We start from the raw sequence: 19,349 nt of genomic DNA on the forward strand, positions 1-19,349 counted from the left end.
TATTAATATGCAATAATGATATAAAGATAACTTTATATGAGGTGATGTTATTGAGATTGGCTTTCATTTTGGCTTTCAACCTCATGCATTGATGTTTTGGTGATAAGCTGTTTACGAAATAGAACAGCAATAGCAAAAGAAAACACCGCAAAAGCCAACGCAAATCGGAAAGTGTTAACCGCGTCAAAACGGTCAATTGCAAAACCGGCAACGGCTATACCAATTGCTGCACCAACGCTCATGCCGGTAATCGCCCAAGTCATGCTTTCGGTAAATTTTTGCTTGTCGGCAAGCCCTTCAAGTAATCCCATGCAAATAATAATGGTTGGTGAGCATGCAGCTCCGGCAAGTAAGCAAATAGCAGTTAATACCCATAAATTATTAACAAAGAAAAACGGAATAGCTGTCACCATAATGACGCCAGACATAAATAAAAGCTGGCGATGCAAGGGGATAGTGATATTAAGCGAGCCGTAAAGAATGCCGGTGGTAAATGAGCCAAGCGCATAGGCGGTAACTGGAATATAGGCAAGGGTGGCAATATTAGCCGCCTTTGTATAGGCGATGCTGGTTACTTCCACCACACCAAAAATACCACCAATAGCAGATAGGGTTAGCGCTATAATTAATACTGGCAAATCAAAAATGGCGGCGCGGCCGCGCTTAGTGCTGCGCTGAATGATTTTAGGTTCACTAGAGGTTTGTAAGAAAAACGCTAATGAGCCAATAATTAATAGGCCAATAGCTGCAATAATCCCCGCTTCAGGAAATAAAAAGGCTGCTAAATTCATAACTAAGACTGGCCCAATCATAAAAATCATTTCATCCACCAATGACTCAAAGGCAAAAGCCGAGCGCAATAGCGGTTGTCCACCAAATATGCGTGACCAACGCGCGCGCGCAAAAGCACCAAAGCTCGGCATGGCACCTGCAAAAATTGCGGCGATGAATAAAATGAAGTCTGGCCAATGGAAATGGGCAGCAAAGGCAATAGTACTAAGAGCCAGCGCACAGATAAGACTTGCAGGCAAGCCAACTTTTAACTGGCCATATTTATCAGCAAGACGGGATATTTGTGGGCCAATCAAAGCGCTAGCGCCAATATATGTGGTTGCGATAAGGCTTGGTAATTTAAAATTATCATGCGAGGCGGCAATCATTGCAACGATTGATATCGTAATCATGGCGATTGGAAAACGTGCAACGATTGCAGCCAATGAAAAGCTAAAGGTGCCTTTAGGCTTAAATATTTCACGATATGGGTTTGCCATGGGTTTTATCCTTTTACATACGCAGCGTATGTGTATTGACATACGTCATGTATGTCAATATAAATTCATTAAGATTTGGTATTAAGTAAGTCGTTCTTGTATATGTTCAATTATTACAAAAAGACGTATTTAATATGACAAGGCTCGGGAGATATATGAGTTGGCGCGTAAACGAGATGAAATGATTAACCAAACGCGGGAAAAGCTCATAAAATCTGCTCGTCATGCCTTTTCACAAAGTGGCTTTGCTGCAGCTTCAATGGATGAGTTGACCAAAGAAGCAGGTCTTACTCGCGGTGCACTTTATCATCATTTTGGTGGTAAAATGGGTTTGCTAAAAGCGGTTATTGCGCAAATTGAGCAAGAAATAGATAGCGATATTCGCTCAAAAACCCTAAATATCAGCAATAAATGGCAATTATTTGCAACTGAGTGCCAAATTTATTTAACCAATATGCTTAATCATGATGTGCAGCAAATTTTAATGCGTGATGGTCCTGCCGTGCTTGGGGATATTTCAACATGGGAAAGTCAAGGCTATTATATAAAAATCATGGCAATTGCCTTGCAAGAATTAATCCATGAAGGCACAATAGCATCTTGTGACTGTGAGGCATTGGCACGGCTTATTAATGGTGCTTTAATGCATGCGGCAGCTTGGATTGCCAATGCTGCAAACCCCAATGAAGCGCTTGAAAAATCGCTTTGTGCTTTTAACTTGCTGCTTGAAGGGTTGAAAACATCATGACAAAGAATAAACCCAGATTAAAATCTAAGCGTAGATCCTGCTTATTTGTTCCCGCTATCAATAAGCGGGCAATGGAAAAGACTTTGCAATTGGATGTTGATGTCGTCATTTTTGACCTTGAGGACTCGGTGGGAATTGCTGACAAGGCGGCAGCAATTGGCAATCTGCAACAATTTTTTAAAGATCATCAACAATTACCCTATTTTGCCACCATTCGTATTAATCCAGTGGTTGGTAAAGATATTAATGAACTGCAACAGGTTGCAGCCCTTAATATTGATGCGCTGGTTTTGCCCAAAGTTGAAAATATCGATGAATTAGATTTCGTCTATGCGATTTGTAAAACATCAGCCCAAAGGCCTATACCGGTTTGGGCAATGATTGAAACGCCAAAGGGGATTTTGGCCGCCGCATCTATTGCTAGTCATCCAAGTGTGACATGTCTCATTGTTGGGCCAAATGATATTGCACTGGCGAGCGGTGTTGCAAGTGTGGTTGATGAAGGCGTGGTTGATGAAAGCGTGGTTGATGAAGGCGCGGTTAATCATGGCGCAAAACGCCAATATCTTGTACCTTGGCTTATGCAAATTGTGCTTGCCGCCAAAGCCTATAATCGCCGTGTTTTAGATGGCGTTTTTAATGATTACAAGGATTTGGTGGGTTTTGAAGATGAATGCCGCCAAGCAAAAGCCATGGGTTTTGATGGTAAGACGCTTATTCACCCTAGCCAAATTGAAACCGCAAATGTGATTTTTCAGCCAACATTAAGCCAAGTGGAATGGGCGCAAGAAATAATTACCGCTTTTGCTTTGCCTGAAAATATCGGTAAAGGCGTTATTTCTTTAAATGGTAAAATGGTTGAAGATTTACACTTAAAGCAAGCGCAACGCATTTTAGCCAATAGTAGCGATACCAGATAGCATTATAAGGATAGATATATGAGTGAAAAGCAAAAAATGTTGGCTGGTGAACTTTATAATGCTAGTGATGGAGAACTTATTTTAGAGCGCAAACAAGCTTTTTCATGGATGAAAACCTTAAATGACGCTTTTGCGATGGATGATAATGAGCGGCTTAGCTTGTTGCGGCAAGGCCTTGGCAGTGTGGGCGATAATGTCACCATTCGCTCGCCCTTTTATTGCGATTATGGTTATAATATATCCATTGGCAAAGATGTTTTCATTAATTTCAACTGTGTCATTCTTGATGGTTGCAGTGTTGAGATTGGTGATGGCTGTGAAATTGCCCCAAATGTGCAGATTGTAACGGCAACGCACCCCACTGACGCTAAGTTGCGCGAACAAAAGCTTGAATATGGCAAGCCGATAAAAATTGGTAAAAATGTTTGGATTGGTGCGGGAAGTATTATATTGCCCGGCGTTACCATTGGCGATGGCGCAACCATTGGCGCGGCAAGCCTTGTTACGCGCGATATTCCGGCAAATTGCACCGCTTTTGGTTCGCCGGCGCGGGTGCGTTAAAATTTTATCGCAAACTATGCATGGGCATTTTGCGTTTCATATTTAAATAGCAAAATGCCCATTACAAAAGGTCCATTAATTGAAAATTTCGCCTATAATTTTCTGAAACGCAAACGTGCGCTACGCTCTAATGCGGCAACGGTTAATTCATCAAGCTCCCAACGATCTTGCATCATTTGCAAAAATTCAAGCTCTTCTTGATTAACATTTAAATCAGCCGAGGCAATCTCAACCGCAAGCGCATAGGCAGTATCATAAAGCTTTTCTGGTAATGCTTCATGCGCGAGGTCAAGAATGTGTTCAAGACCGCTTTCTTCTTCCAAGTGCCCTAAGCATTCAGCCGCTAAAGCATCTAGGCGGTCGCTATCAAAGCCGGCAAAAACGGGGTAATGGTTTACAATGGTAACAATGCTTGCCAATTCCCGCTCAGACATTGCAGCATCGGCCGCCGCAGTGGTTACCATGACAAATATCAAACCTTCATGGGGAGTTAGCTCAGCCATTACAATCTTCCTCGTGATCTATGAATTTGGTGTTAGCTTAAAGATAAAATGCTTTTATTAAAAGTGGTTTTAAGCTTCTTACACGAGATTATTATCGCATTTTGTTTTTATCAAAATCCGCGCAAATTTATAGTGTGAATAATCTTATAAATAAAAAGCAGCATTGCTTGGGTTAAATCTATAGGCTTAAAGGGGATAATTATGCTTGAAATCTTGTAAAAATCGATAGTTTTTATAGATAAGACGGTTGTAGGCTTGCAAGATTTATGAAAAAGAGTAAATGAAAACAAATTGATGTTGTTAAATAATCTAAAACTTGTTTAATTATCATCAATTGATAAACCTATTGCTGGTCAATGAGCTTTTGCTTACAACCACATTTATATAAGCCGATTAACACTATTTAGGGAACCTTTCTATGGCGTCCGATTTTTCCTCCACCCTCCTTATATCCCCTGAAAGCGTGACTTTAGCAGGTGATGCGAAAGCTTGGCCTTTCGAAGAGGCACGAAAAATTGTCAAACGTTATGAGAAAAAAGGCTTTCCTGATGAAGTCTTGTTTGAAACTGGTTATGGTCCGTCAGGTCTGCCGCATATCGGCACTTTTGGTGAGGTTGCCCGCACCACCATGGTACGCCATGCTTTCCATGTTTTAACCGAGAATAAAGTTAAAACGCGCCTTATCTGTTTTTCTGATGATATGGATGGTTTACGTAAAGTGCCTGATAATGTTCCTAATAAGGAAATGTTAGAGGCAGCGCTCGGTAAGCCCCTTACTCAAGTGCCTGACCCATTTTTAAGTGAATATCCATCTTTTGGTGCGGCTAATAATGCGCGTTTACGAGCCTTTCTCGATCGCTTTGGCTTTGATTATGAATTTGCAAGTGCAACCGATTATTATACATCAGGTCGCTTTGATGAAACCTTGCTACTAATGCTTAAAAATTATGACAAGGTCATTAACATTATTTTGCCAACCCTTGGTGAAGAACGCCGTGCTACCTATTCACCATTTTTGCCAATTAGCCCATTTTCTGGCAAGGTTTTGCAAGTGCCAATTATTGCCCGCGATGAAGCGCGTGGTACAATTACCTATGTTGAGCCTGAAACAGGTGAAACCATTGAGACAGAAGTAACCGGTGGCAAAGTAAAATGCCAGTGGAAAGCTGACTGGGCAATGCGTTGGACTGCCCTTGGCATTGATTATGAAATGGCTGGTAAGGATTTGATCGATTCAGTTACCCTGTCGTCAAAAATTTGTAAGGTTTTAGGTGGTACACCCCCTGAAGGCTTTAATTATGAATTGTTCCTTGATGATAAGGGTGCAAAAATTTCCAAAGGCAAGGGCAATGGTCTTACCATTGATGAATGGCTTACTTATGCACCGACTGAAAGCCTTGGACTTTATATGTTCCAAAAGCCAAAAACCGCTAAAAAGCTTTATTTTGATGTGATCCCTAAAGCGGTTGATGAATATTATACTTATCTTTCAGCCTATGGTCGTCAGGATTGGAAAGAGCGTTTAAATAATCCAGTTTGGCATATGCATAATGGTAATCCACCGGCGATTGATTTACCTGTTTCTTTTGCGATGCTGTTGAATTTGGTGAGTGCATCCAATGCTGAAAATAAAAATGTGCTTTGGGGCTTTATCTCGCGCTATGCTGATGGTGTAACACCAGAAAATAATAAAAGCCTTGATGATCTTGTTGGTTATGCCATTCGTTATTTTAATGATTTTGTTAAGCCTACAAAAAAATTCCGCGCCCCTGATGAGGTTGAGCGTGAAACATTAATAGCTATTGATAAAAATCTTGCAGCGCTTGACTTGCAAGCTGATGGCAATATCATTCAAAATGCTTTGCTTGACGTGGCACGTAAGATTGAACGTTATCAAGATAGCGCGAAAAAAGGCCCTGATGGCGGCCCCGGCGTATCGGTTATGTTCTTCCAAATGCTTTATGAAGTATTGATTGGTCAAGAGCGCGGCCCACGTTTTGGTTCTTTTGTGGCACTTTATGGCATTAATGAAACGCGCGAACGCATTCAGCAAGCCTTAAATGGTGAATTGTTAAATTAATGGTAAATTAGGCTCGATACCTATGGTATTGAGCCTTCTTGCCATGTTTTATTTTAGTTAAGATGCGCTGCCATAGCAAAAGCGTCTTTTATTGCGTGCTAAGCGCGCAAATTTAATTTTAGGAGAATTTGATGAGTGAAGCCAGCGAGGTCAAACGGCGCCGGACTTTTGCGATTATCGCCCACCCCGATGCTGGTAAAACAACTCTTACCGAAAAGCTTTTGCTGTTTGGTGGTGCCATTCAGCTTGCTGGTGAAGTCAAGGCTAAGAAAGACCGTATCCAAACCCGCTCTGATTGGATGAATATCGAGCGTGATCGTGGTATTTCGGTTGTAACTTCAGTGATGACCTTTGAATATAAGGATTGTATTTTCAATCTTCTTGATACTCCCGGCCATGAAGACTTTGCCGATGATACTTATCGCACCTTAACGGCTGTGGATAGCGCGGTCATGGTGCTTGATGGTGCGCGCGGTATTGAGCCACGAACATTAAAATTGTTTGAAGTTTGCCGTATGCGCAATATTCCGATTGTTACCTTTGTTAACAAAATGGATCGCGAAGCGCGTGATCCTTTGGAAATTTTGGATGAGATTGAAGAAAAGTTAGCACTTGATACCGCGCCGGTTACTTGGCCAATTGGTGCGGGTAAAAATTTCGCCGGTAGCTTTTCCTTACATGAAAATAGCGTGCGCCAAAAGGATGAGGAGGAAACGCCAAGACCAGTAAGTGGGCCGGAAGAGGCTGCAGAATTACTGCCTGAAAATGAGCGGGATATGTTTGTGGATGGTGTGGTTCTCGCGCGCGATGCTTGTAAGCGTTTTGATTTACAATCTTTCAGTGAAGGCCATATGACACCGGTTTATTTTGGCTCGGCACTGCGCAATTATGGTGTGCGTGATTTGATTGATGCGCTGGTGGACTTTGGACCGCAGCCGCGTGACCAAGTGGCCGATACAAGAACCGTTCATGCCGTTGAACCTAAAATGACTGGCTTTGTATTTAAAATTCAAGCCAATATGGATCCTAACCATCGCGACCGCATTGCCTTTTTGCGCGTTTGCTCTGGCACTTTATCGCGTGGTATGAAAGCAAAATTGGTGCGCACTGGCAAACCAATGACCCTTTCAACCCCGCAATTCTTCTTTGCACGTTCACGCCAAATTGCCGATGAAGCTTTTGCAGGTGATGTGGTTGGCATTCCCAATCATGGTACGCTGCGTATTGGTGATACATTGACCGAGGGCGAAGATTTGCTGTTTAGGGGCGTACCTAATTTTGCGCCAGAAATTTTGCGTCGTGTGCGCCTTGGCGATGCGATGAAAGCCAAAAAACTGCGCGAAGCCTTGCAACAAATGGCAGAAGAAGGGGTTGTTCAGCTCTTTACGCCGGATGATGGCTCACCGGCGATCGTCGGCGTGGTCGGCGCCTTGCAAATTGATGTATTGACCGAGCGTTTAAAGGTTGAATATTCTTTGCCTGTTGGTTTTGAAGTGGCTCGTTTTACAATTTGCCGTTGGATTAGTGCAGATAGTCAAGAAGAACTAGATAAATTTATTGCAGCTCATCGCGCTGATATTGCTCATGATCTTGATAATGATCCGGTATTCTTGGCACAAAATGTCTTTTCTTTGAATTATGAAGCAGAGCGGTGGAAAGCCATTCGCTTTGCAGCGGTGAAAGATTATCAGGTGCGAGCAAATTAGCCTAATTGTATAAATTGCTAACCCATTGATAAATAGGCCTATAGGCTAATTGATTTTTAATGGATGGTTATGACCATGAATAAGCACCGCTTTACAAAAAATGTAAAATGGTGCTTTTTTATTGAAATAATAATATTACTACAGCCCATAAATAAGCCGCAAAGTATTGCTGATCTCTAGTATGCTAGACAGCAATGAAAAGAAACAAAGTGATGAGTTACTGCCTTTTAATATGGTAACCTCAATAAAATGGATTATATTGATGCTGCAAAAACTTTATTATGCGAGTTTCGCGTTTTTTTTAAGCTTATTTTTAAGTTTTACTGCGCATGCACAAGCAGATAATAACCCATCTGATGCGATAGGTGAGGGGCAGGCAACAGATCTTGATCCAGCTCTTATTCCAAATAGTCCATTTCGTATAATTGGCTTTGGCGATAGCCTTATGGCTGGCTATCAGCTTGAGCAAGACCAATCTTTTGCAGCTGTTTTGGAAAAAAAACTAAGCAGTGAGGGCTACGAAGTCATTGTTGATAATGCCGGCGTTTCTGGCGATACCACAACCGCCGGTTTGTCCCGTCTTGATTGGTCAGTACCAGATGACGCAAAACTCGTCATTCTTGAGCTTGGTGCCAATGATATGTTGCGCGGTATTGAACCAGAGGTCACCGAGCAAAACCTTGACGCAATGCTTGCGCGCCTTCAAAGCCGCAAAATTCCAGTACTGCTCGCAGGTATGATGGCCGCGCCAAATATGGGGGTAGAAAATGTCACAAAATTCAATGCTATTTATCCGCGCCTTGCACAAAAATATAATGTTACCCTTTATCCGTTTTTTCTTGATGGTGTCGCAGGACAAAGCCAATATCAGCTAAGTGATGGCATGCACCCCAATAAGCAAGGGGTTGAACTTATGGTAGATCGGTTTTTGCCAACCATAAAGGCAGAATTACAAAAGCTTGGTGTTGAACCGCTGCAGGATAGTGAATAATTTTCATTCTTTGCGCTTTTTTCCTTTTTACATCAAAAATATATATTTTTGATGTTTATTGAGCTTGTTTCTTTAAATGAATAGGTCCTAACCCTAGTATAGATTATAAAAGCAGATCAATTTTACATTCATGAAATTAATGCTGCAAATAGTCTTTGCGCTCGACTAAGTGCCAATAATTTTTTTGCGAATTTATTAAAAACGCTTGATATGCGTCATTATAGTGCAATTATTTGCGGCAAAAATTAGAATTCACAAACATATTGAACATTTTACATCTATTGATATCGTTTTTTATAGACCACAAGCAATTGCTAATTATATAGTAACTTAATCATGGATTGATAAATGCGCACAGCAATGGTGTTGACCAATAGGGGGCAAATCCTTGGGGTTAACAATATTATATGTGATGAAGTTATGTTGAAGCCGTTGCAAATATGGCAGTCCATTTAACAATATATCATAAGTCAATTAAAGTTTAGCTAGCTTGGTTAATGCTTGTTTTTAACCAATACAAGGATAGCAGCTTGTTAATATAATCAAACGCTATTTAAGTTTTTAAAAAAAATTGTTTAAAAAATAAAATCAACCGCTTTATTTTAGAACTCATTTATTTTATTAAATTTGCAATTTTAATATTATTAACATCCGTATTTACTAAAATTACATATTCTATTTTTTAAATTCTATATGAAAGTGTCGGGCTATCCGAAAATGAAAAATTCTATTCGTCGTTTATTATGTGCTACAATTCTATTTTCAGGTTTTACGCCGTCTTTTTTCTCTTTTGAGGTTTTTGCAGCGTCGATTACCTATAATGGTACGACCAGTGAATTTGACCAATTACAAGACGATGCGCGCGGGATGGCTCAAAAAAGTGTTGGTCCTAATGATAGTGCAGACCAATCAGATAATTCTATTCTCATAAATGATTTAAATGGCTTAGGCGATGGTTTTTCCGGTGATATTGCCGTCTATGGTGGTTATTCCGATCAAGGATCTTTAATTTCAAATAATAAAATTACCATGACTGGCGGTTCGGCGGTTGTCGTTTATGGCGGTTTTAGCACGTTGGGGATGGTCCAAAATAACCAAGTTGATCTTTCAAATGCTAAGATTAGCAATAATGTCTATGGTGGCTATAGCGAGGATTCAGAAGACGTCACGAGTAATAGTGTTGTTATTGACAATAATAGTTCGGTAGCAGGCTCGGTATATGGCGGATTAATGAACGGTTCTAACGGTGATATTTCTAGAAATATTAGCGCAAACCGCGTTACCATATCGGGAAATAGCTCGATTGAAGGCGATGTGCATGGCGCTTTTATTTACAACTATGCGTCCAATATTAGCAATATATTGAATAATAATATTGTCGAAATTACAAATAGTTATGTTAAAGGTCAAGTTTCTGGTGCCTATATTCAAAGTTCGGGCATGTTATCGGCTGATGAAATTTTTAACCTACAAGGAAATAGGGTCAATATTGTTAATAGCCGTGTAGATGGCAGTATCAATGGTGCTTATAGTAATGTTTACGGATCATCATCAGCGTTGCAAAATAGTGTGACGATTTTAAATAGTGATGTCACCCAGGTAAATGGCGGCAATGTGTTTAGCAATGTTGAAGGGGTCAGTCTTATTGTTACAGCCAATTCCGTTGCTATAAGCGGTGGAAGTGCTTCACAAATTCAAGGCGGTAATGCTGAATTAAATGGTTATAGTCCGTCCTTAGGGCAGGTTTTGGATAACCGCGTCGATGTTGATGGTGTCACGGGTATTGCGTCAATTTATGGCGGTAGAGGCTATATTCGATATGGCTCTGCCTTGGTTAATGGTAATCAGGTTAATGTTTTGAATAGCATTTTGCGTTCAAATTCTGAAATCTATGGTGGCTATGCTTTTGGTGGCGAGAGCCTTCAAGCCAATGATAATAAAGTTCAAATAAGCAATAGTTCTTCAATTACCAGAGTTTATGGTGGTTTTGCTACGGGCGGTAGCGGCATGGAAGAGCAAAAAATTGAAAATTTTGCTCAAAATAATATGGTGGTCATATCGGGGAGTGATATTGGCTTAGAAGTTGTTGGCGGTCTTATCGAAACAAGTATGGCGAGCGACAATAATATTTTAAGCAATGCCGTTTCCATTGCTGATAGTCATGTCGGTGGAGACGTTATTGGCGGATCACTTCGCAATTATGGCTCGTCCATTGACGTTACAATTGCCAGTAATACTATAGAATTATCAGGGCTTACAACTATTGATGGCTCTTTATATGGTGGCTATGCAATTAATGGAGTTGATGCAAGCCATGTCACCAATAATAGGGTGACACTTAATGGTGATCAGCTAACTATTCTTGGATCCTTATATGGTGGCTATAGCGTAAGCGGTAGTGGTGAGGTCAATAATGAGTTTGACCGCGTTGTTGCCGGTAACACACTTAATCTTAATCAATATCGCGGCAGTGTCAGTGGTATTTATAATTTTGAAAATTATAATTGGCTATTGCCAAGCTCTGTTGTCAATAATGACGTGCTTATCCATATTACTGGCAATGATGCCGTCAATTTAGATAATACCAATCATAGTATTGCAATGATGAATGATGGCAATCGGTTAAATGAGGGTGATGAAATCACCATGATTGATAAGGCTGTCGGTACTCCTACCACAACGCCAACCCAAGTAACTCAAGGCCAATTCATTATTTATGACGTTAGCGTTAAAGTGACTGACGACAATAAATTTGTGCTAAAAGTCAATGGTAAAACCGATGGTGAGGAAACGGATACTGGCGGTAGCAATGGTAATGAAACTGATACTGATACTGGCGGCACAGATCACGATGAAACCAATACCGGCAGCACAGATAATAATGAAAGCGGCAGTGGTGGCGGTGACATTGATGTTAAGCCAATTGTTCCCGATCAAAAACCTGCAGGATATATTAATCCGCGCAGTAAAGCATTTTCAGAAGGGCGCATTGCCAGCCTTGCCTTTCTTAATCAAGCCAATGATTTGATTGCAACTGCTGGCATTGACAATATTCGTATCATGGTTCGCGCCAATGAAGATGAAATATATCGTCCTCATTTTATTCCATTCATGATCGCTAATGGCTCATCACAGCGCTATAAAACCGGTAGTCATGTTGATATTGATGGTTTCAATATGGCGGTTGGCCTTGCTACTGGTTTTGAAACCAAGGCAAATCATAAAGTAACCCTTGGTTCATTTTTTGAATATGGTCACGGTACTTATGATACCTATAATAATTTTGCCACTTATGGTTCAGTTCATGCTGATGGTGATGTAAATTATAAGGGCGGTGGTATTTTTGGCCGTATGGAATTTAATGGCACCGGTCTTGGCCAAGTTGCAAGCCTTGCCGCAGATCAGGCCGATGGCCTTTATGTGGAAGCCTCAATAAGAGCTGGCAAAACCCGCAATAAGTTTGACGGTAGCAATGATTTAATTGATGGCGAAGGTTATCGCGGTATTTATGATAGCAAGGTTTCCTATTTTGGTGGCCATGCAGCTGTTGCCTATGCTTTGAACTTTGATGAAAAGCAAGCATTAGATGTTTATGGTCGCTATTTGTGGATGCGTATGGATGGCGATACAGTCAATATTGGCAAGGATCGGTTGCATTTTGATGCAAGCAACAGTTCGCGCATGCAACTTGGTGGGCGCTATAGCTATGCTTATAGCCAGCAATTCAAGCCCTATCTTGGCGCGGCATATGAATATGAGTTTGATGGTGCAATTAGTGCCAATGCCTATGGCTTAAGTCTGGCAGAGCCATCATTAAAAGGCTCAACTGGTATTTTTGAAGCCGGTTTCTTGTTCCATCCAATTGCTGATAATGAAGCACTTAGCATTAATGTCAATGGTCAAGGCTTTGTTGGCCAGCGTCAAGGTGGTGGCGGTGGCGCAAAAATAAAATATGAATTTTAGAAGCTAAAAGTCCCACCTGAAAATTTGTGTAATATGTTTTTCAATTGGATATTTTATCATTTTTTCTATTTTGCACAGGCAATCCAAGAATGCTTGTAAATATTTTTTATTAGGTTTAGTGCAAGAATTGCCTATTATTCAAGAAGTGCTATTATTTCTTTAGAAAAAATGTTCTTTCGCTAAATTATGAAACCCTGTTTTGCAAAGCTATTTGCTTTGGCGCCGATTCTTTAGCTAAAGGATGATATTTCATATAAAAGTATTATTTAAAAAGTATATATTTTATATCTTGATCGTTATGTCTATTTGAATTTCCAGTTATTCTAAGTTTAATTGGTTTAAAATGCTTCATTTTGAAGCAATTATCTATTTAATTTCTTTGTTTAGACATAATATTCTAGTTAGTTAAAAAGTAATTGATATTTTAATAATATTTTTTTAAAAGCAATCAATTAAATATTAAGGAATATTTTATGCGTGTCTCCCCACAAATATTGCACTCGGTTTCTAAGATAGCGCTTGTAACGGTTTTTGTTCAAGCTGCAATATTGGGGAACGCTTGGTCTGATGTCATTGAGTATGATGGTACAAATTTAGCAGTGCTTCAACCCGATCCACTTTTAAACTTGGATCCGCATGTAAGCCTTTATTCAACGCATGCTTCTTCCAATAATACTATTACAGTTATTGGAACTGGAGCATTATGGAAAACAACCGGCGATGCTATCAATGCACCTTATGCTATCTATGGTGGAATAGATATTGGTGCCACAAGTAGTAATTCTACGCCAGCACAAAATGGTGCAGATATTTCATCCAATGCTGTTTTAATGCAAAATGTAGCTTTTGACTGGTCAAGTGAAACTGTGTCGAGCGATGATGCTTGGCTTTATAAACAAGCTTTATTTGTCAGTGGCGGCGGCTTGGTATTTGGTGGGCTAAGTATTGGTGGTGTAGGCGATGCGACAGGACTTTCAGATGAAGTAAGCGGTGGCAATGGTGGGATTGTCAGTTATAATAGTGTTTCGTTAAGTAATGTTTCTATCGCAGGTGGTAATGCGGGTACAACCAACGCAAGTTCCAGTTATACCGGATCACCTGTTGCAGGTTTTGGTGGTGCATCTATCTTTGGTGGAGTAAGCATCGGTGGTTTTGGAGGTCTACCAAAAGGCCATACGGTTTCAGCAGGGGGCGCGGGTGGTGATGTTCAGTTTAATTCAGTATCACTTAACGGTGTTGTATTAAATGGTGGTGCAGGTGGTACTCTTGCTGGTGTAGTAGAGCAGGCGGCTGCGGGTGTCGGCGGTATGGGTGGCGGTTCCGTTTTTGGTGGGCTAAGTATTGGCGGTGCTTCTGGAACCAATACTACTACATTAGATGATATAAAAATAAATCAAGGAAGAGGCGGTACAGTCAGCCAAAATAGCGTCGTAATTAAAAATGCATCGCTTAAAGGTGGCGGTGGGGGTAATGGTGATTACGCTGTTGCAACTGCTGGCGGTGCAGCTGGTCTTGGTGGAGGATCGGTTTTCGGGGGTGTGAGTATCGGTGGGGTAGGTATTAGCTATGCGTCTTCAGCTGTAGAAAGTGGTAGAGGCGGAGACGTTATAGCCAACCGAGTTTACTTGGAAAACGTTACCATTGAAGGGGCAACAGGTGGTAATGGCGGAGTGGGATCCAATTTATGGTTTGGCAGTGGCGGCGGTGGAACCGGTGGTTTGGGTGGTGGTTCTGTTGTCGGTGGTATGAGCATTGGTGCTGCTGGCAGTATGGGAACTTACGACTTTTCGGGAACTGATATACATTATTTAAACTATACAACAGGCGGTTCTGGTGGTTTAGTTGATGGTAATGAGGTTGTATTATCTAATGTCGTTTTACGCGGCGCAGCTGGTGGGGATGGTGGTAAAGGTGGTGATAGTTACATTATCAGGCCACCAAGTTTTGGTACATCTGGCGGAGGAGCCGGTGGATTTGGTGGCGGCTCTGTCTTTGGTGGTATTAGCATTGGTGGATCTGGTGGCAATAATGCACAAGGTGGATCTGGCGGAAATGTTATTAATAACAAAATTACCTTAAAAGATGTAACACTTATTGGAGCGGCAGGCGGTAGCGGAGGGACTGGTGGACAAAACAAAATGGCAACAGCTTTTAGTGGTGAAGCTGGTAAGGGAGCCATAGGTCTTGATGGTGGGTCTGTTTTGGGTGGCGTTAGTATTGGCGGCGCAAGTGGTGGTAGTGCCGAAAGTGTTACTGGAGGTCAAGGCGGTAATACCTCGCAAAATCGTATTTCCATTGGTGGTAAAACGAGTATTTCAGGTGATGTTTACGGTGGATTAACCATTGGTGGGGCAGGCGGTGCTGGTATTGACAGTCCTGCAATTGCTGGTAATGGCGGTAATGCGATTAATAATATTATTTCTTTGTCAGGTCATGATATTAGTATTTTAGGCGCCTTGTTTGGCGGCTATAGTATAAATGGTGATGGATCTATTAATGGTGGTTTTCAGCAAGTTATGTCTGGAAATACACTCAATCTTGATGAATATCGCGGTAGTGTACGTGGCATTTATAATTTTGAAAATTATAATTGGCTATTGCCAAGCTCTGTCGTCAATAATGATGTACTTATCCATATTACCGGCAATGATGCTGTCAATTTGGACCATACCAACCATAGCGTTGCAATGGTTAATGATGGCAATCGTTTAAACGCAGGTGATGAAATCACCATGATTGATAAGGCTGTTGGCATTCCAGCAGCAACGCCAACTCAAGTAACTCAAGGCCAATTCATTATCTATGACGTTAGTGTTAAAGTGACTGACGACAATAGATTTGTGCTAAAAGTCAATGGTAAAACCGATGGGGGAGACGGAGGTAATGGCGGTGGCGATACCGATGAAACATCAATTAAACCTGAAAAACCTGCAGGATATATTAATCCGCGCAGTAAAGCATTTTCAGAAGGGCGCATTGCCAGCCTTGCCTTCCTTAATCAAGCCAATGATTTGATTGCAACTGCTGGCATTGACAATATTCGTATCATGGTTCGCGCCAATGAAGATGAAATATATCGTCCTCATTTTATTCCATTCATGATCGCTAATGGCTCAACCCAGCGCTATAAAACCGGTAGTCATGTTGATATTGATGGTTTCAATATGGCGGTTGGCCTTGCTACTGGTTTTGAAACCAAGGCAAATCATAAAGTAACCCTTGGTTCATTTTTTGAATATGGTCACGGTACTTATGATACCTATAATAATTTTGCCACTTATGGTTCAGTTCATGCTGATGGTGATGTAAATTATAAGGGCGGTGGTATTTTTGGCCGTATGGAATTTAATGGCACCGGTCTTGGCCGCGTTGCAAGCCTTGCAGCAGATCAGGCAGATGGCCTTTATGTTGAAGCCTCAATAAGAGGCGGCAAAACCCGCAATAAGTTTGATGGTAGCAATGATTTAATTGATGGTGAAGGTTATCGCGGTATCTATGACAGCAAGGTTTCCTATTATGGTGGCCATGCAGCTGTTGCCTATGTTTTCAACTTTGATGAAAAGCAAGCACTAGATGTTTATGGTCGCTATTTGTGGATGCATATGGATGGCGATACAGTCAATATTGGCAAGGATCGGTTGCATTTTGATAAAAGCAACAGCTCACGTATGCAACTTGGTGGGCGCTATAGCTATGCTTATAGCCAGCAATTCAAGCCCTATATTGGCGCGGCATATGAATATGAGTTTGATGGTGCAATTAGCGCCAATGCCTATGGCTTAAGTCTGGCAGAGCCGTCATTAAAAGGCTCAACTGGTATTTTTGAAGCCGGTTTCTTGTTCCATCCAATTGCTGATAATGAAGCACTTAGCATTAATGTCAATGGTCAAGGCTTTGTTGGCCAACGTCAAGGTGGTGGCGGCGGTGCTAAAATAAAATATCAATTTTAAAGACTTAAAATTTTCGCTTGAAAATTTATCGCAATGGGTGAAATCGCAAATTTTACCCATTGCCACAAATATATCAGTTTCATGCAAAATGCTTTGCAATATCATCACACAATTTGCAGTAATCTAGTTTTGTTCTCTTTTATTTGCCCTTCTCCATATCCACATAGAAGGTTGATAAATTGGAGAAGATAAAATGCAATGTCCTATTGATGGTGAAACTCTGGTCATGAGTGAGCGCAGTGGTATCGAAATTGATTACTGCCCAAAATGTCGTGGTATTTGGCTTGATCGCGGTGAGTTGGATAAAATTTTAGAGCGTGGCTCGCAGGAAATGAACCAGCGGGATGTGAGTGATCGGCGCGCGGATACGTCTTATGAGCCGCCAAGAGCCGCAAGTTCGCATCATGATTCCTATCGCGATGAGCGTGCGCGTGATGATAGACATGGGGACAGGCGATATAGTGAAAAAGATCGCTATAATGAAAAAGATCGTTATGACGACCGCTATCATGATGGTAAGAAAAACCGTAAAAAATCATTCTTAAGTGAGATATTTGAGTTTGGTGATTAAATATAAAAGCTATAGGCTGAAACTAATAAAAAGCCCCGTTTTCTAAAAGAAAACGGGGCTTTCATTTTTATACAATACTTGTTTACACTATATTTGTATTCGCTTCATATTAATTGCGGTTACCAAGGAAACGCAAAAGGAACAAGAATAAGTTGACAAAGTCGAGATAGAGGTGCAACGCACCAATCACAATTTTTCTACCACGTGTTTCGTCATGGTCGCCTGCATAATATAATTCTTTGATCTTTTGGGTATCATAAGCGGTAAAGCCTGCAAAAATTAACACACCTGCAACAGAAATAATGAAGTCCATAGCTGATGATTCAACAAACAAGCTGACAAGCAATGCGATAACCAAACCGATAAGACCAATAACTAAAAATGTTCTCATTGGGCTAAGGTCGCGTTTGGTTGTATAACCGTAAAGTGATAAACCACCAAAAGATGCCGCTGTTATAAAGAATGTGCGTGAAATACTGGCAACATCATAAACTAAGAATATCGGTGCCAAAGACGCACCCAATAGTGCTGCATAGGCAATAAATAGAGTTCTTGCTGTTGATGTCGACAAACTATCAATCCGGAATTGCAAAAACATAGCAACGCCAAATGGTACAAGAATTAGGATAAAATTAAATCGATACAAGAACATTAAAAATTCAACATTGGTTGCTGCAAAATAAGCAACAGCCATTGCAATAATGCCTGTAATTGCAAGTCCAACCATCATCAGGTTATAGATGCCAAGCATATAGCTGCGCAAACCTAGATCAATGGATGCATCGCCGCGCGCAATTGTTGTTGTGCGCATATTATTAAAATCTGCCATAATATAATCCTTTGCGTGCGTTCCGTCCGGTGTCGGTCGTTTAAGCAATTTAGTATGCTAATGCTAAAAAATGCCAATTTTATGATGGATTGATATTTATATTTCGTCCGTCATTTTAACACCTATACATCTTGTCTTAAAATTTGAGATATAACAAAAATTCAATAAATTTTAAAATAAGAGCAAAGCGCTGATTAAACTCCCAGGCTCCGCTGGCGGAACTCCAGCATGCCTTGCTATTATTATGGCGATTTATAGTTTTATAAACAAGCCTTTAATTTAACTTTTTTTGCTTTTTCACAAAGTATCAAGTGTAAAACTTCATTGATTGGCTGCACTATTTTGATGTTTATTTTTCTTTGCTACTATTATTTTGTTGATTTTTTAAAGCTAACCATAAACTTGGCTTATTTTTGCTTACAACTAAAATCATATGCATTAAAATCATCATATGCATTAAAATCTATGTGAGTGGAGTTGTTCGTGGCAGATTTATTGGTGGCTTTAAAAAATGTTGATTTAACCTTGGGTGAGGGTGCTTCAAAAGTCCATGTGTTGAAAAATATTTCACTTACAATTAATAAGGGGGAGGTTATCGGCATTGTCGGGCCATCGGGTTCAGGAAAGTCAACTTTATTAATGGTGCTTGCCGGGCTTGAAAAAGTTGATGGCGGTAAAGTGTTAATTAGTGATTGCGATATTTCAAAGTTAAATGAAGATGAAGCGGCATTGTTTCGTGGCCGCAATATTGGTATTGTTTTCCAATCCTTCCACCTTATTCCCAATATGACGGCGCTTGAAAATACGGCTGTTCCCTTAGAGCTTGCAGGTGATAAAAATGCTTTTGATCGCGCGCGCCAGGAATTAGAAGCGGTTGGCCTTGGCCACCGCTTAAACCATTATCCAGCAACCCTATCAGGCGGCGAACAACAGCGCGTTGCTATTGCAAGAGCTTTAGCGCCAAGACCAAAAATTATTATTGCTGATGAGCCAACCGGCAACCTAGATAGCGCAACCGGCCAAGATATTGCCGATCTTTTATTTAAGCGCGCGCAAGACAACGGCACCACCATGGTGCTTGTTACCCATGATAATCAATTAGCGGCGCGCTGCGCCCGCCAAATCCATGTACGCAATGGCGAACTTGAAGCAGGGCAATGAGCATGAAGCCAAATGATAGCGTTACGGTTGCTTCAAACGCCGTTGATAATTTATCAAAATTTGCCAGTTTAAAACTGGCTTTACGTTTTGCTTTG

Annotated in this window: 13 protein-coding genes; 10 read left to right on the forward strand and 3 right to left on the reverse strand. The window is 40.9% G+C overall.

Annotated elements, in window-relative coordinates; translation table 11 throughout:
• Nucleotides 1-47 precede the first annotated feature (47 nt).
• A complete protein-coding gene (locus N6A79_RS01895) occupies nucleotides 48-1,271 on the reverse strand; it encodes an MFS transporter (protein ID WP_268546750.1) in 1,224 nt (407 codons plus the stop codon).
• Between the two features lie 160 nt (nucleotides 1,272-1,431).
• On the opposite strand from N6A79_RS01895, the gene N6A79_RS01900 reads away from it, so the two are divergent.
• The 3 genes from N6A79_RS01900 to N6A79_RS01910 are packed head-to-tail and all read left to right on the forward strand — an operon-like array spanning nucleotide 1,432 to nucleotide 3,500.
• Complete coding sequence (locus N6A79_RS01900) at nucleotides 1,432-2,019, forward strand: TetR/AcrR family transcriptional regulator (RefSeq protein ID WP_262079670.1); 588 nt, start codon at nucleotides 1,432-1,434, stop codon at nucleotides 2,017-2,019.
• The gene (locus N6A79_RS01905) at nucleotides 2,016-2,939 is read left to right on the forward strand and encodes an HpcH/HpaI aldolase/citrate lyase family protein (RefSeq protein ID WP_268546751.1); all 924 of its coding nucleotides are present in this window, start codon (nucleotides 2,016-2,018) and stop codon (nucleotides 2,937-2,939) included. The genes N6A79_RS01900 and N6A79_RS01905 overlap by 4 nt, the downstream gene beginning before the upstream one ends.
• Nucleotides 2,940-2,957: 18 nt before the next feature.
• Entirely contained in the window at nucleotides 2,958-3,500 is a 543-nt protein-coding gene (locus tag N6A79_RS01910) for a sugar O-acetyltransferase (protein ID WP_268546752.1), read from the forward strand.
• 92 nt (nucleotides 3,501-3,592) lie between these two features.
• On the opposite strand, the gene N6A79_RS01915 is transcribed toward N6A79_RS01910, so the two are convergent.
• Nucleotides 3,593-4,003, reverse strand: coding sequence for a tellurite resistance TerB family protein (locus N6A79_RS01915; protein WP_182418653.1), 411 nt, complete (start codon nucleotides 4,001-4,003; stop codon nucleotides 3,593-3,595).
• Between the two features lie 418 nt (nucleotides 4,004-4,421).
• On the opposite strand from N6A79_RS01915, the gene N6A79_RS01920 reads away from it, so the two are divergent.
• From N6A79_RS01920 to N6A79_RS01945, 6 genes are all read left to right on the forward strand, one after another.
• Nucleotides 4,422-6,083 carry a lysine--tRNA ligase gene (locus N6A79_RS01920; protein WP_268546753.1) on the forward strand — a complete coding sequence of 554 codons (1,662 nt, stop codon included), beginning with the start codon at nucleotides 4,422-4,424 and terminating at the stop codon, nucleotides 6,081-6,083.
• A 131-nt stretch (nucleotides 6,084-6,214) separates the two neighbouring features.
• Entirely contained in the window at nucleotides 6,215-7,789 is a 1,575-nt protein-coding gene (locus tag N6A79_RS01925) for a peptide chain release factor 3 (protein ID WP_182418655.1), read from the forward strand.
• A 262-nt stretch (nucleotides 7,790-8,051) separates the two neighbouring features.
• The gene (locus N6A79_RS01930; RefSeq protein ID WP_182418656.1) at nucleotides 8,052-8,780 is read left to right on the forward strand and encodes an arylesterase; all 729 of its coding nucleotides are present in this window, start codon (nucleotides 8,052-8,054) and stop codon (nucleotides 8,778-8,780) included.
• A 717-nt stretch (nucleotides 8,781-9,497) separates the two neighbouring features.
• On the forward strand, nucleotides 9,498-12,743 hold the full coding sequence (locus N6A79_RS01935; protein ID WP_268546754.1) for a hypothetical protein: 3,246 nt from the start codon (nucleotides 9,498-9,500) through the stop codon (nucleotides 12,741-12,743).
• Nucleotides 12,744-13,216: 473 nt separating this feature from the next.
• Nucleotides 13,217-16,693 carry a hypothetical protein gene (locus tag N6A79_RS01940; RefSeq protein WP_268546755.1) on the forward strand — a complete coding sequence of 1,159 codons (3,477 nt, stop codon included), beginning with the start codon at nucleotides 13,217-13,219 and terminating at the stop codon, nucleotides 16,691-16,693.
• Between the two features lie 193 nt (nucleotides 16,694-16,886).
• Complete coding sequence (locus N6A79_RS01945) at nucleotides 16,887-17,264, forward strand: TFIIB-type zinc ribbon-containing protein (RefSeq protein WP_182418659.1); 378 nt, start codon at nucleotides 16,887-16,889, stop codon at nucleotides 17,262-17,264.
• Nucleotides 17,265-17,373: 109 nt separating this feature from the next.
• On the opposite strand, the gene N6A79_RS01950 is transcribed toward N6A79_RS01945, so the two are convergent.
• Entirely contained in the window at nucleotides 17,374-18,093 is a 720-nt protein-coding gene (locus tag N6A79_RS01950; protein WP_182418660.1) for a Bax inhibitor-1/YccA family protein, read from the reverse strand.
• Between the two features lie 483 nt (nucleotides 18,094-18,576).
• Here N6A79_RS01950 and N6A79_RS01955 point away from each other — a divergent pair, with 483 nt between their 5' ends.
• On the forward strand, nucleotides 18,577-19,254 hold the full coding sequence (locus N6A79_RS01955; RefSeq protein WP_268546756.1) for an ABC transporter ATP-binding protein: 678 nt from the start codon (nucleotides 18,577-18,579) through the stop codon (nucleotides 19,252-19,254).
• The last annotated feature ends 95 nt before the right edge of the window (nucleotides 19,255-19,349 follow it).

The organism is Bartonella sp. HY761 (assembly GCF_026743145.1).
Taxonomy (GTDB): domain Bacteria; phylum Pseudomonadota; class Alphaproteobacteria; order Rhizobiales; family Rhizobiaceae; genus HY038.